The 13,760-nt window shown below is 60.9% G+C and carries 12 protein-coding genes and 1 tRNA gene; all 13 read right to left on the bottom strand.

Annotation, left to right across the window (positions count from 1 at the left end; translation table 11 throughout):
• Positions 1–67: 67 nt before the first annotated feature.
• The 13 genes from SALB1_RS17565 to dacB all read right to left on the bottom strand — a co-directional run bounded on the left by SALB1_RS17565 (position 68) and on the right by dacB (position 13,606).
• Positions 68–2,425 (bottom strand): bifunctional diguanylate cyclase/phosphodiesterase, encoded by a 2,358-nt coding sequence (locus SALB1_RS17565; protein ID WP_109995028.1) that lies wholly within the window; start codon positions 2,423–2,425, stop codon positions 68–70.
• A gap of 9 nt (positions 2,426–2,434) precedes the next feature.
• On the bottom strand, positions 2,435–3,889 hold the full coding sequence (locus SALB1_RS17560; protein ID WP_109995027.1) for an ATPase domain-containing protein: 1,455 nt from the start codon (positions 3,887–3,889) through the stop codon (positions 2,435–2,437).
• Positions 3,890–4,597: 708 nt separating this feature from the next.
• On the bottom strand, positions 4,598–5,011 hold the full coding sequence (locus SALB1_RS17555; RefSeq protein WP_109995026.1) for a hypothetical protein: 414 nt from the start codon (positions 5,009–5,011) through the stop codon (positions 4,598–4,600).
• The gene (locus tag SALB1_RS17550; protein ID WP_199678594.1) at positions 5,008–6,246 is read right to left on the bottom strand and encodes an ISL3 family transposase; all 1,239 of its coding nucleotides are present in this window, start codon (positions 6,244–6,246) and stop codon (positions 5,008–5,010) included. Before SALB1_RS17550 ends, SALB1_RS17555 begins: the two co-directional genes overlap by 4 nt.
• A gap of 892 nt (positions 6,247–7,138) precedes the next feature.
• Positions 7,139–7,768, bottom strand: coding sequence for a hypothetical protein (locus tag SALB1_RS17545; protein WP_109995025.1), 630 nt, complete (start codon positions 7,766–7,768; stop codon positions 7,139–7,141).
• Positions 7,769–7,798: 30 nt separating this feature from the next.
• On the bottom strand, positions 7,799–8,263 hold the full coding sequence (locus SALB1_RS17540; protein WP_145961375.1) for a hypothetical protein: 465 nt from the start codon (positions 8,261–8,263) through the stop codon (positions 7,799–7,801).
• Positions 8,264–8,510: 247 nt separating this feature from the next.
• A complete protein-coding gene (locus tag SALB1_RS17535; RefSeq protein ID WP_109995023.1) occupies positions 8,511–8,948 on the bottom strand; it encodes a hypothetical protein in 438 nt (145 codons plus the stop codon).
• Between the two features lie 402 nt (positions 8,949–9,350).
• Complete coding sequence (locus SALB1_RS19095) at positions 9,351–9,500, bottom strand: hypothetical protein (protein WP_158590812.1); 150 nt, start codon at positions 9,498–9,500, stop codon at positions 9,351–9,353.
• A complete protein-coding gene (locus SALB1_RS17525) occupies positions 9,497–9,691 on the bottom strand; it encodes an AlpA family transcriptional regulator (protein ID WP_109995021.1) in 195 nt (64 codons plus the stop codon). The genes SALB1_RS19095 and SALB1_RS17525 overlap by 4 nt, the downstream gene beginning before the upstream one ends.
• Positions 9,692–9,783: 92 nt before the next feature.
• Positions 9,784–10,554, bottom strand: a complete 771-nt coding sequence (locus tag SALB1_RS17520; RefSeq protein ID WP_109995020.1) for a hypothetical protein — start codon at positions 10,552–10,554, stop codon at positions 9,784–9,786.
• Positions 10,555–10,582: 28 nt separating this feature from the next.
• Positions 10,583–11,791 carry an integrase arm-type DNA-binding domain-containing protein gene (locus tag SALB1_RS17515; RefSeq protein ID WP_109995019.1) on the bottom strand — a complete coding sequence of 403 codons (1,209 nt, stop codon included), beginning with the start codon at positions 11,789–11,791 and terminating at the stop codon, positions 10,583–10,585.
• Between the two features lie 170 nt (positions 11,792–11,961).
• Positions 11,962–12,048, bottom strand: a tRNA-Leu gene (locus tag SALB1_RS17510).
• A gap of 61 nt (positions 12,049–12,109) precedes the next feature.
• Positions 12,110–13,606: a D-alanyl-D-alanine carboxypeptidase/D-alanyl-D-alanine-endopeptidase gene (gene dacB / locus SALB1_RS17505; protein WP_109995018.1), complete on the bottom strand. Its 1,497-nt coding sequence runs from the start codon at positions 13,604–13,606 to the stop codon at positions 12,110–12,112.
• Positions 13,607–13,760: the final 154 nt, after the last annotated feature.

Here is a 13,760-nt window from a genome sequence, read left to right as displayed (position 1 = left end):
GCCGCGCTCGGTGAGCGCAAGCGCTGAATCTACAATCTGGCTGTGCTTGACGACGGTGCGTTGATCCTCATGAACCGGCAAGACTCGCCTCCACCAAAGAGGGAATCTCCTCGGGCGGACGGGCCGCGCTGAGCCAGAAGCCCTGTCCCCAGCGGCAGCCCAACTCAACCAGTCGCATGCGCTGGGCGTCGGTCTCGATGCCTTCCGCCAGGGTCTCCATCGATAGATTGCGTGCCATATCGGTGATGGCGGCGATGATGGAATTGCCCCGCTCGTTCGATGCCAGTTCGTCCACGAACAACTTGTCGATCTTGAGGGTGTGCAATGGCAGCGACTGCAAGCGCCCGAGCGACGAGTAGCCGCGGCCGAAGTCATCCAGGGCGAAGCGAAACCCGAGTGCGCTCAGCTCGCGCATGGAATGCTCGACCGATTGCACATCGTGCATCAGCATATCCTCGGTCACCTCGAGCGACCACCACTCCGGTGCCGCGCCGCCTGCAGCTGCCAGGTCGGCGATATGGCGCGCGGCGTCCGGCCCCTGCAATTGACTGACGGCAAGATTCACCGACATGTACAACGCCAGGCCATCGCGCCGCCATTGCGCAATCTGGCGGGCCGCGGTCCGCAGAACCCAATCGCCGATCGGCCCGATCAGGCCGATTTCCTCGGCCACCGGGATGAATTCGCCCGGAGATATGCTGGCGCCCTGGCTATCCTGCCAGCGCAGCAGGGCCTCCACGCCCACGACCCGTCCGGTCGTTGTCTCCCACAGCGGCTGATAGTGCAGGCTGAATTCTTCGTGCTCCAACGCGTGATGCAAGCGCGCTTCGAGCGTGAAACGTCGCTGGCGCCTCTGCGCGGTTTCCGGGGAATAGAAGGCGATACCATTGCCGGCCTGTTTAGCCTGGTACATCGCGGTGTCGGCCTGACTTATGACGGATTCGGGGTCTGCGCTGTAGTAGGGAAAGAGGCTGATGCCGATACTTGCATCGATGCGGTGGCTGAATCCCTCGATATCGAAAGGGCGACGCAGAATTCGGATGATGCGTGTTGCCAGGGTCTCCGCGGCTTCGGCCAGGCGTTGCACGCTCTGTTCAGTGTCCTCGGCGGCAAGCGCACGCCGCGGGTTGTCCATCATGATCGCAATGAACTCATCGCCACCCTGGCGCGTCACCCAGTCCCTCTTACGCAGGGTGCCCTGAATACGCTGACTGACGCTGCGCAGCATGCGATCGCCCGCCACATGCCCCAGTGCATCGTTGACCAGCTTGAAATCGTTGATATCGATGAACAGCACGGCCGCCGCCTTCGGTTTGCCCCCTTGGGCTATTCGAGCCGTGTGATCCTGGTGGAACTGTTGCAGCAGGAAGCGCCGGTTGGGCAGCCCCGTGAGTGGATCTTGATAGGCGAGCTGGCGGATCTCATCGGCCTGACGTTCACGCTCACGCTGCATCTGCAACTTGTCCAGCCCGAACGTGAGGTTCGCGGCCAGGCGTTCGAGCAGTTTGCGTACCTCGCCTTCGAAATCGCCGCTGTGCGCCGAGAAAACGCTCAACACACCCGGCGGTCCCGCGCTCGGTTTGAGCGGTAGCGCGATCATCGCGCCCAGGCCCCAGGCCCTGATTTCTTCGCGCCAGGGTTCAACGCTGGCGTCCAGGGCCAGATCGGCGGCGATCTGGGTTTCACCCGTGGCAATGGCACGCCCCGACGGTCCCTGTCCCTGAGCGGGGTCGCCCACATCAACCCGAGTGCTCCGGGCAAATTCGGCGGCCGGGCCGGCGATTGCGACCTTTCGGATGTTGCCGGCGGTTTTCGAACCGGTTTCATCCTCCAGAAAACCGACCCAGGCCAGGGAATAGCCCTCGGACTGAGCGATCATGCGGCAGATCGCCCCGAGCAATCCCTCCTCGGTGGTCTTGCGCAGCATGATTTCGTTGCAGGCGTGCAGCGTACGCAGCGCCCGGCTCAGTCCGCTGAGCTCCCGGCGCGTCGCGTCGTGGGCGAGGTACTGGCGCTGGGAAAGCGCCCGCAGGTGCAGCAGATTGGAAATACGCGCACGCAGTTCAGGGCCGGTCGTCGGAAGACGCAGAATATCTTCTATCGAAGAGCCCAGTTCTGCCGGTAGCCGTCCCGTCGTCCCTTTATTCTGTGGCGCGAGGACCAGAACCGGGAGCACGACCAATCCGGCGTCTTCACGGCGCTGCATGATCGGTTCGCGCAGGCGCCGAAACGATAACGCATCGGCGATGAGCAGATCCAGCTTGAGCGAATCCAGGTCGTCATCTTGCAGACGGGTTAAAGTCAGAGTGTCGTCCGGTGCCAGCAGCCGCGCAAGTAGCCGGAAATCGCCATCCGAGCGGATGGCCGCGCCGATCCTTGCCCTCGTGGCTTCCGTCGCCGACGCTACGCCACACTCTGGTGTCATCTGCAGACCTCACGCGTTGTCCTGCAATTCAGGCATACCACTGATGATGCCGCGCATTCCTTTGATGGGGTCGCCCACGCTGAGGCCGTTACGGGTGATGTCGAAATGGCGCAGCGTCTTCTCGAAATCACCGGTACGCTTTTTAAGCGTGCCGATGGTCTTGCGTAACTCTCCATCAAGCTCGATATAGCGCAGCATGAGCACGGCGTCCGCAAGATAGCTGATACCGTATTCACTCACGCGGACCTCGCCGCCGGCTATGGCGCTGATCTCGTTAATCAGCAGCACGGTGACGCCCATGTTCGAAAGATACCGGCAAAGCGCATGGATATGCGGCGTGATGTCCTGGCCGCGCACAGACTGGCGATAGCCCGAGAGACTGTCGAGCATGACCATTCGCACGCCGCGCTCTTCCACCTCGCGCTGGACGCTGCAGGCGAACTCCTCGGGCATGTACCGCAACGGCTCGACCTCTCGAACCGCCAGTGTACCGGCGTCCATCATTTGGCTTAGCGGGATACCGATCTGCTCGCAACGATGGCTGAGGGTGCCGACCCGCTCCTCGAAGGTGAAGATGGCAGAGCGCTCCCCCCGGCGTGCCGCCTCGCCCATCACATGGGTCCCGAGCGATGTCTTGCCGACACCCGATGGTCCCGAGATCAGGGTGACGGTGCCGCGTTGCAACCCGCCTCCGGTCAGCGCATCGAGTTCGGCCAGTCCGAAAGGAATCGCTTCGGGGGTAAAGCTCTGCCGGTGGTCCTCGGGAATCAAGCGGGGATAGACCCGCATCCCGCAACTACCCAGGCGTACGGCATGCCGGCCTTCGGCAAACCCCGCGCCGCGACACTTGACGACATGCAGAGCCCGCCCGTCCGGGCTCTGCTCGAGTTTCAGAATACCGTCCCCCAGATACTGCAGGTCGTCATCCGCTGCCGAGCCCTGTTCGGCCGTGAAAACGACGGTCGCACCGGCCGCCGTCAGGTATTGCAGCAACGCCATGACCTGCTTACGGAACTGGAAGGCATCCGGCACCAGATGGCGGAACTGGCTCAAAGCGTCAATGAATACGCGCCGCGGCACGCCATGAGGACAGACCGAATCGATGCGCTCGCGCAGGTCCGGCGCCTCGGCCTCCCACGGTTCCAGCAGTTTGTAACTGGCGTGGTCGCTGTCGGCACGCCCTGGCGTGAGATCAAGCAGTGTGATTGTGGACAGATCCAGGCCGATGCTTTCGGCGTCCGCGCGGATGTCGTCCGCCGCCTCGCCAAGGCTGACCAATAGTGCCGGTTCGCCTCGGGCCGCAGCCAGGAAATGCAATCCCAGAGTGGTCTTGCCGCTGCCGGGTCCGCCGGAAACCAGATAAGCGCGGCGGGGCACGAAGCCACCGTGAAGCACGGCGTCGAGACCTTCGATGCCGCTTGATACCCGTTGTTTGTCTTGGCACGATCTTCGTACTTTTTCCACGAAGTTTGCCTATGCAACGAAAATCATTAGGGCACCATTATAACTGATGCGAACAGTTTGACGACCGCTCGCTTTAAGTTGCGACTAGAGCCGATACCTAGTTTACAGCTGGCGCGCGTCTGCACTACCGATGCTGGAAAATAGGCGGGGGCAGCAGGCGAGGCGTAAGCGGCTTGGTATGCGCCGGCAACGATCAGCGTCGGCGGCGTCGCATCGAGTAATAAACGGACAACCCTTCGGGCGAGCGGCCTTCGGCGAGATCCGAAGCGGGCTCTCGCTCTGGTCGCGCGACTAGATGCTGCTCAAAGCGCACAGCAAAGCTCGGATTGGCAATAGGCGCATCCGGTGCGGCCGGCACAAAAAAGCCCGCGATACCAAGGTATGCGGGCCTTCTCGTGTATCTCTTTGCACATCCCTAGAAGGCGGGATGGTGCCGGGGCGGCTACCACATCTGGTTTGTATCATGTTGACCAGTAAGTAAAAACTTCGATGGCATGTTTCAATATACCCCCAAATGTACCCCCAAATTTTCGTGGTGGGTACGTGGCGCGGGGCAATGTTACCCCTCGAAAGACTGCGAGCATAACTGCGTGTGCTTGATTCAGTGCGCGATAGGTCTACCGGTAGATAGCGCGTAGCTCGTGCGCGCGCCGTTGTAGCGTTTAAGATTGGCGCCGGCCTCACCTCTAACTAGCGGGCGTAATTGATCTACCGGTAGATATAAGGCGCGTCCAGCAGATCGAATGCCACCTTGTCGCGTGTCTTGCCCTTCGCCCACTTGTAGGCCATTGAGCCTTGCAGGTACTTCCCGCGCCAGCCGTTCACGTCGTCGCGCTTGACGCCTGCAATGGGCTCGCCGTCCACGATCACGAGCCAGTCGAAGTCATCGCTGCTCGTGGCTTTACGCCAGCTATAGCCTTTGCTCCGGGCCTCTGTCGGCGCCGCCTGGCGCTGATCGCTGATAAGTTGGGCAATGACGCCAGCCCGCGATAGGCCACGCTCTGACGCCAGCCCGTCCAGCATGGCGAGCGTATCTACCGGTAGATAGACCTCGATCCGTTTCTTGCCGCTGTTTTCCCGCCAGCGCTTCTGGGCTCTTGTGACATGGTTTGAGCCAATCATCCGGTCAGAGCGTACAGGCCAAGGGGTGGTTCGGGCGTTGCGCTTTGCCGGATTTTGAGTTTGAAGTATTCGGTATCGAGCAGTCCGCGAGCGCGTTTACGGATCAACCCGATCGCGACGTGGCCGCCTTCGAGTCGGGCGGTGGTGATGGGGTGGGCCGCGTAGTTGCAGATCCCGGTGCGATGCCGCTGTAGCATCGCCACGAAGCGTTTCATGGGGGCCAGCCCGGTGGCCTCGGCCAAGGCACACCAGGCATCCAGGCGCTGGCCCATGACGGTGAAGCTCGCTGGGGCGTGCCACAGTTGCTGGAGCTGTTCTTTCAAGGCATAGACTGCGTTGAGCGGGCCATTGACGGCGAGCAACCGATCGAGTCGCGCGGCCTGGCTATCGCTCAAGCGTTCGGCGTTTTTGAGCAGCAGATAACGGCTGCCAACCAAGACCTGCTTGTCGGCGTGGGTTGCCCGCTTGAACTCGGTTCGGCGGACGGTATCGATCACCTTCGAATACTGCTGCATGACATGGAAGCGATCGAAGACGATGGCGGCGTTCGGCAACGCCTCGGCCACCGCCTGTTCAAAGGGCTTCCACATATCCATGGCTACGGCCTCGATGCCCTGGGCAACGGGCTCATCGAGCTGATCGAAAAACGCCGTCAGGCCGGCCTTGCGACGGCCCTCGGTGACCCATACCAGATCGCCGGACTCGAGGTCGTAGACGATGGTCAGATAATCATGGCCCTTGGCGCGGGCGACCTCGTCGACGCCCAGATGCCGCAGGCCGGTCAGTGCGCCAGGATCCAGAGCCGGCAGATCACGCGTCAACGCCCGTTCGTCCATAGCCTTGACCGTACGCCACGCCAGGCCGGTGTAAGCCGCGACGGCGGCGATGCTGATATGCCGAGCCAGTTGGCTGACAAACCGCGCATAGCGGCGTGTGAAGCCATGGCCGGGCTCGACGAACGACAGCCGTTCCATACGGCGATCCGTCGCCCCGATCTTGAGCTGACAGTACGCGATCGAGAGCGTCACTGAGCGGCCCCAGATCGGCAGATCCTGAACCTCGCGACGCAGCCGTCGATTGACGGTGCCTCGTGCGCCGCTCCGGTGATCCACCGGCACGAAGCGGCGATCGCGGTCGCAGTGAAACACCAGCGTGCCACGAGCTTCGTCCCACGCCACGCCCTTGACGCACTGCCCGCGCAGACCAACAATCCAACTTGGGATGGTTGCCGCCATCTACAAACCCCTTCTGTATTTGTGTAGGAGCTTGTATTGAAACGGATTTGTCGGCGGCAGTCATCCCTCTCTAGCGCATGTCAGTGCAGAAGAGCCCGCTTCTGATTCTGGGCGCTTGCCACGATGCCTCCCGTATTCTCTACTCGTAGCTATGGCATAGCCCGCTTCGTGGTATTTGTCTACCGGTAGAGTGCTGGCCACCACGATCCGGCCTGCACTCGGCCGTTTTCTGCATCGCGGATTACTTCTTTAGCGGTGATCGTAATGCTTCTGTATCGCCCGCACGCGAATGCATAGAATCTGCCGAGACTATGGCCGAAAGGTGCACCTTGTAGCCAAAGGTCTCGCTGGGCGACCTGAAGTCCCAATGCTATAACCAAACTTGGCCGCTTGTTGATGTCAGGCGCAATTCGTATCAAGGGGCGCCAGTTAAAAATCCCAATCAACGCAGCGTACGGTTTCCGCCTCGCTGAATTTCGACGTTAAGTCAAGGGTGGTATATGTCCGCTGTAATAACTGGGGAGTTTGTTGGCCAATTCGCCGGATTTCTAATGGTTGCTGCGGTCTGGCTTATCATCGCGAAGATCATTCCTCCGTTGCGACGCCGGCCAGGAGTTTCACACGGCATTGCGATGGTGCTTGTTCTTGTCATTTCCCTTGGGGAAATCAGTGGGCCATCACCACACGTAATTCCGGTTCTGGCAGCCCTCGTTTGCGAGGCACTTTTGTTCTGGCAATACCGTCGGGACCGCGCGAAGCAGACCAAACAAGCATCATCCGCCTAGCAATAGGTTGCGCTTCCAGTGTTTCTTGCCAGTTCGCACGGGACAGTTCACCCTCTCTCCCTTCGATTACCAACGCGTGCGACGCCCGCGCTTGATCCGATCCATGCCTAAATCCATAGGCTAACCACGTTATAAATTGACGCGATGCCGAACATGCGTTTCATGTAAGCGGCCTCACGCGCGGCCAGTTCTGCGTCGCGGGCCGCGTAGCGCTCGAAGGTATGCCAGCGCATCCACTTGGGCTTGTAAGGCTCGCCGCACAGATCGCTCATGGTGTCGCCCATCCTCCGGCGTAGTGCCCAGCGCTGCTCTATCACGCGATCACAACCACCGACTCGCTGACTGGCATAGGTCGGCAGCGGTCGTACCGTCGTGCGATGGCAGAATTGCTCGATAGCCGCAAACTTGTGGAGCACGAGCGCGCGCCGGTTAGTGTACGGGCAATGCATGTACCAGCGCCGGCCGCCGTAGTTCAACGGCAAACTTGATAGGCGGATATGGCAGCGGACAGCCTTCACTTCGCCGTCATGCGTCCAGTTGTAGAACAAGCCTAGCGTGCCCTCGGTCTCGCCTAGACTGGCCTCGTAGCGGACCTCCGCCACCTTTTCGCCGTTGCGACTCCAATGCCAGCACCCCGACGTATCGGCAGCCACTTCTAACGCGCCGGTCTCGAACAGCCTGCCCAGACTCAGGCGATGCGCCGATTCGATAGCCGGCCGCCAGCGGTCGCGGCTCATGGTGTCGGCTCGCGTAACGGCTGGGCTGTTTTATCTCGCTTCACACGCATTGCTGCCCTCGCTGTTGCTGGATGGCGTTAAGCAATAATCGGATGCACGCAGAATTGCCAGCAGATCGGACAGCGGCAAGACCGCCAGCCATTCGCGGTGATTGGCCTTGTGCGCCACCACGGGCAGCTTGTCGCCGGCATCGTGCCCAGCTTGTTCGACCGCTTCATACAGTCGTAGCCGTTCGGTGCGCTTGGCTTCCCAATGAATGCCGGGCAGACCCGGACAGCGCACGTCGGGCGAATCCGTACCGCCGTGATATTGGACGCCACGGCTTGCCGGGAATCCTTCGGCAGTCAGCAAAGCCGCTAGCTGGCGTTCGCCGCGCTTGCCCTTGTCTCGGCTGCGCTTACTCATGGTTAGACATGCCAGCTGCCCACGATGCAGACAACGCCGCTCGGAGTTGCCAGGCGTTTTCCGGGCGGCGCTGAACCAGACGATGCCCAAAACCGGACGCCGCCACGGGATCGGGGATGATCTCGCTACAGCGTCCGGCGTAGTCAGATAGGCAGGAAGTGCCTCTATGGATAGCGCACAGCACACCGCTTTGCAAATTCATCGCCGATTCGACGGCTTTTGCTCTGCCAAGCCCATCGCCTGCATCCCTTGCTGTGTAACGCTTCGCCTACGATGCCAAGTAGGTCAGGTATAGGTGCAGGTGAAGGCATAGGGTCGTCTGCGCTAAACCCGGTATTCATGGTCCGGCTACTTTCAAAAGCGCCACGATCTTGCTGTACCGCACGGGGTCGGGAATAGTTCGCTGGGCATAGTCCCTCGCAACAGTTTGAACGTCGCCGACAACATAGGCACCGCTGAAGGGCTCGGTGATCGGGATGCGATCCAGCCGCCTGGCACAACGCTCGGGAAACAGCGTGCAGTATTCGCGCAGGAAGTCCGACCGTGGGCCGATTTTGAAGCCGCCCCGTTTGCCCGGCTTCGTGGTCAACCGCTGCACGTTGTAATAACGATCCAGTACGATGCCGAAATGCTCGCCGGCATCCAGTACCCGAAACGTCAGCACCAGCTTCGCGGCTTTCTGGAAGTACACGGCGGTTCGGTAGTCCACGAAGCCCAGCGTGTACCGGCCCGGCGGGATCAGTACCGCGCCGGACCAGTCGATAACGGCGCCCATCAGTAGACACGTCCACGCATCCGATACGGCTGGCGGGCGCCATGATTCGATGGCTTGTATCCGACAACAGGCTGCGGTTTAATGGCGGTGCAGATCGAAGTGCTTTGGTGACGGCCCCGGCTATTGGCGTAGGCGGGGCTTTTTCGTGTTGTCCTCATGGCGTGCCCTCCGTGCTGCGATTGCACGCTGTTCGCCGTCGTCGGCGCTTCTCGGCGGCTTGGCGCAGTTTGTCGTCGATAGCCGGGCGTTGGTACGGCCCGGACTCCGGCCCGGTTCGGACGGGCCATAACGGGCAGGCGAGCGCGGTGCATTGGGCGATTTGCTCGCGCCATGTGCCCATACCGCTACCGGGATCGAAGATGCAATCCTTGCACTTGGCGTCGATGGGCTGGCGTAGGGATTTCATGCCCGGCCCTCCGCATAGCGGCGCAGCCAAGTCAGCGTGGCGTACTGCTCGGCTTCGGTCATGGCGGCTAGATCGTATTGCGCTCCTGTTTCGCTGTGCCGGTAGGCGAGCGCGTACAGTTCCAGCTTCCAGGCGGGGGCGTTCATGCTGCACCCCGGCGCTGAATCTGGCGCTCGATGTAGTCGTCTATCTCGGATTCAACCCACGCGACGGCGCGGGCGCCGATGGGAACGGGCTTAGGAAACTCGCCGCGCTGGATGGCGGCGTAAATTGAGCTACGCGACTGCCCGGTGCGGGCTTTGACGGTGGGAAGCCTTAGAAGGCTTTGCTGGGCCATGTCTGCACTCCTTGGGTGTGCTTTGGAACGACATGGCAAGCCTCGCGTAGTGGCGTCGGAGGTAAAAATACCCCATGTGTCGAGAGACTTATTTACCGGATTTGCTCATAATTTCGGATTCTCTGATAAATGGATTCGGTCAATTTTTTCTCAGAGCGCAGCTCAATGCCGCTTTGGATAAAAAAACGCGCCAGCATATTGGCTGCTGCCCGCATGGATGCGTCGAATGATCGCAGCGATTGCCATAGGCTTAGCGTAATCATTGATTTAATCGCCCTGGGTCGACCCGAATTTATTTGCCGCTTATCGAGAATCACAGACAAAGTTTGTGCTCTGAACTTTTCAATAAAATCTAGTTGGCCTATTAGATCAGCTAGTAATGAATCTAAGGAGGCGGTCTTTGCTTCGGTAATATTAGAGAAACGGTCGCTAATTGCTTCGTTTGCGATCGGATTTTCGATTAGCGCTTTCTTGATAGATTCCAGCCCGTTTCGAAGCTCCCGAAAATAATCGTTTTGGAGCTCCAATGAATCGATAACCAATAGTGGATAAGCTAACAATAACTGCGTATCTAAAAGTAGTTTCATTGATGGCTTGTCGGTCGCAATGCCTTGAAAAATAGAGTCCGCAGCGTCTCGGTAGCGTATCGATCCTTCGCCGCTTATGAATTCTTCGAGTAGGACTCGCGAGTGTGTAGTTGGCGCAATAGTGTCGCCCCAGCCAAGAGAAATGAGTCGCCCAAAAAGTTCTTTAATACCTATAAGGTTGTTCTTGTAATTGTTTGCTAGGCGGCTTTCGAACTCAACCAAGGCTGGAGTTACTTCCCAGTTCGGCGCGTCATCTGTGGCTTTGTCGTTCTTCATGGCGGGTTATTCCATAATTCAGCAGGTTTCATGCTCTTGCGTGGAGAAGGGTTATGTTTGCGCCCCGCTTCAAGCCGTCGAGATAATCCGCCCACCACTGCATCATGGTTCGCCGCTCATCCAGATATTCGGATCGGTGATAGGCAGCGCGTACCTTGTCGCGTTCGGCGTGGGCTAGCTGGCGCTCTATGGCGTCGCGGTGAAAGCCGCTCTCGTTGAGAATTGTTGAAGCTGTCGCGCGGAATCCGTGGACGGTCGCCTGTCGCTTGTAGCCCATCCGGTAGAGGGCGTACAGCAGCGTGTTTTCGCTCATAGGACGGGCCGTGCTGTTCCGTCCGGTGAAGATATAGCGGTAATGCCCGGTGATCGGTCGCAGGGCGTTCAATAGGTCGATGGCCTGGGTCGAGAGGGGCACGATATGTTCGTGGTTCATCTTCATGCGATGCGCCGGCACTCGCCATTCGGCCCGGTCGAAGTCGATCTCGTGCCATTCGGCGGTGCGTAGTTCGGCGGTGCGCAGGAACGTCAGCCCGATAAGCTGCAAGCCGTAGCGGGTCAGCAGGTGGCCGTCGTAGTGGTCGAGGTCGTGCAGGAAAGCCGGCAGGTCGTCGCGGGATAGGGCGGCGTGATGCGTCGCCTTGCGCGTCTTGAGGGCGCCCACCAGATCGGCGCTCGGGTTATAGGTCGCCTTGCTGGTCACGATGGCATAGCGAAACACCATGCCGATGCGTTGCAGCACCCGATGAGAGTAGTCGAGGGCGTCGCGCTTCTCGATATGGCGAATGACGCGCAGCAGTTCGGGCGCAGTGATCTCGGCAATGGGCCGCTTGCCGATTTGCGGGAATACGTCGGCCTCCAGCGAGCGCAGTACCTTTGCGGCGTGCTTTTCGCTCCAGCGTGGGCGCTTGTGATCGTGCCATTCGAGCGCCACCGCCTTGAACGAATTAGCGGCGTTGGCCTTGGCCGCTTCGTCTTGCAGCCGCTTTACTTCCATCGGGTCTCGGCCGTCGGCTAGCTGCTTGCGCGCCTGCTCGCGTTGGCTTCGTGCGTCGGCAAGCGGTACGTCGGCCAGCGTGCCGAAGGCAAGCGTCTTTTCTTTCCCGTGGATGCGGTACTTCATGCGCCAGTATTTGCCGCCGCTTGGCAGCACCAGCAGATAAAGGCCGCCGCCGTCAGCGAGTTTGTACTGCTTGGCTTTGGGCTTGGCTTGTTTGGCTTCTATGGCAGTCAGGGGCATGGTGCTGGGGGTATATTTTGGTAGGCACGCGGCTTGTACCCCCAGATATACCCCCATGTACCCCCGGATGGCAATAGACCTTCGTGGATGCTATGGGCACAAAAAAGCCCGCGATACCAAGGTATGCGGGCCTTCTCGTGGATCTCTCTGTACATCCCTAGAAGGAGGGATGGTGCCCGGGGCGAGACTCGAACTCGCACTTTGTTTCCAAAATCGGATTTTGAATCCGACGCGTCTACCAGTTCCGCCACCCGGGCATAGCGAGTGCGGAGTATACCTGCGAGCGGCGGTGCGAGGAAAGCGTGTCGCGCGGGCGAGTCAATGCCGAGCCAGGATGCCTTCCAGATCGTCCTGGTAGGCCATCACGGTCTGGCGATAGGTCAGGTTCGGCTTGGATTTCGTCCCGTTGATCACGATGCCGTATGCTGCGAATCCGCCATCGGCGAGACGAAAATAGCCGGCCAGGGCGCGCACGGTGACCGGGTCGCTGAGCGTGCCGGTCTTGGCGACCAGGCGAGTCTCGAAATCGGAATTGCCGTGTTTGAGTGTTTTTGACGGGGCCGAGGCCGGTACCGGCAGGCTGCCATAGAACGCGGGGAACAGGGCGTTCTGGTGGAACATGTAAGCGAGCAGGGAGACGAGGTCTCGGGCGGAAACACGGTTGCCCAGCGACAGCCCGCTGCCGCTGTCGAAGATTGCGTTGCCGGCTGCGGCCTTGGGATAGGCGAATGCGTTGGCGCGCGCCGATAGGGCTTCGAGCGCCTGCGACGCACGCGGCAGCGACAACGGGAGGCTCTGGCCGCTGTTCGCGGCGACGTCGAGCGTCAGCGTGTCGGCCATGTAATTGTTCGAATACGCCATCATCGCAATCAGCTGCTCGGCCAGCGATGCGCTTTGCACCCGCGCCAGTGTGGTGCCGTCGGTGTTGACGTTGCCGCTGCGGGTGATGACCGTGCCGGCGACAGGGATGCCCGCGTTGGCCAGCATCGCAGACAACACCCGCGCCGTTTCCGCTGCAGCGCCGGTGACCGCGCGCTGGAAATCGTAGGGGCCGTGCCCGACCGCCAGTGTGCCGCGGATGTGCAGCGTGGAGCGGCGGCCGTCGTAGGTGCGCCAGGCCATCAGGCTCGTCTTGGCGCTGGCGGGCACCGTGTTGACCTGATTGTCGATACGGTAGCCCGGCAGGCCTTCGGGGTGCAGCACGACCCGGGTTGGCGCGCCGGCGCTGTCGCCCGGGTAAACCGTCGCCATGACAGTGCCGAAGTTCACGCCGGCTGACGACAGCGGGGCGCTATAAGCGTGCGAGGCGCGTTCGTGGGCGTCGCAGCGGTCCTGGGTCAGGCACGGCACCTGCCCCCAAAGACCCTGGTCGATCACGAGATTGCCGCTGACCTTGTCCACGCCGCGGGCTTTGAGTCGCATCACCAATTCGTGCAGACGCCGGTTGTCCAGCGATGGATCGCCCCCGCCCACGAACACGAGATCGCCGTTGAGCGTGCCATGACTGATCGCCCCGTGACTGGCGAAGCGCGAGGTGAAGCGATGGGCCGGACCGAATTGCTGCAATGCCGCCGAGGCTGAAAACAATTTGCTGACCGAGGCCGGGCGCAGGCGTTCGTCGGGGTTCAGCGCAGCGATCGGGTGCATGTCGCGCAGACGGACCACGAGCGCGCTGACACGGGCATGCTGCGCCAGCGCGCGGAGATCGGGCAGGGCGGCACGGCCGGTGCCGGCCGCCATCGCGATGGAGCTCCACAGCAGGACGGTCGCGATCAGGGTCGCGGCAAGACCGGATGAGCGAGCGATGGGCGGCATGAAACGACGTGTCCTGCGGTAGCGGCGAGCGATGGCGGCCAGTCTAGACACAGCATTGTGCCCGGCTCAATCGAAGATGCGATCATCGTGGCCCGGCATCGAATCACGTCAATCGCGATGCGACGGCGCCCGCGCGAGCCGCGCCAGTCGACGC

Origin of the sequence: Salinisphaera sp. LB1, assembly GCF_003177035.1 — a bacterium.
Lineage (GTDB): Bacteria > Pseudomonadota > Gammaproteobacteria > Nevskiales > Salinisphaeraceae > Salinisphaera.
The sequence above is the reverse complement of the archived record's forward strand: the minus strand, read 5'-3'. Positions and strand labels throughout refer to the sequence as shown.

Coding starts and splice junctions, on each gene's coding strand:
- SALB1_RS17565 (WP_109995028.1), bottom strand. CDS start 2,425: ATGACACCAGAGTGTGGCGTAGCGTCGGCGACGGAAGCCACGAGGGCA.
- SALB1_RS17555 (WP_109995026.1), bottom strand. CDS start 5,011: ATGATTGGCTCAAACCATGTCACAAGAGCCCAGAAGCGCTGGCGGGAA.
- SALB1_RS17550 (WP_199678594.1), bottom strand. CDS start 6,246: ATGGCGGCAACCATCCCAAGTTGGATTGTTGGTCTGCGCGGGCAGTGC.
- SALB1_RS17545 (WP_109995025.1), bottom strand. CDS start 7,768: ATGAGCCGCGACCGCTGGCGGCCGGCTATCGAATCGGCGCATCGCCTG.
- SALB1_RS17535 (WP_109995023.1), bottom strand. CDS start 8,948: ATGGGCGCCGTTATCGACTGGTCCGGCGCGGTACTGATCCCGCCGGGC.
- SALB1_RS19095 (WP_158590812.1), bottom strand. CDS start 9,500: ATGAACGCCCCCGCCTGGAAGCTGGAACTGTACGCGCTCGCCTACCGG.
- SALB1_RS17525 (WP_109995021.1), bottom strand. CDS start 9,691: ATGGCCCAGCAAAGCCTTCTAAGGCTTCCCACCGTCAAAGCCCGCACC.
- SALB1_RS17520 (WP_109995020.1), bottom strand. CDS start 10,554: ATGAAGAACGACAAAGCCACAGATGACGCGCCGAACTGGGAAGTAACT.
- SALB1_RS17515 (WP_109995019.1), bottom strand. CDS start 11,791: ATGCCCCTGACTGCCATAGAAGCCAAACAAGCCAAGCCCAAAGCCAAG.
- dacB (WP_109995018.1), bottom strand. CDS start 13,606: ATGCCGCCCATCGCTCGCTCATCCGGTCTTGCCGCGACCCTGATCGCG.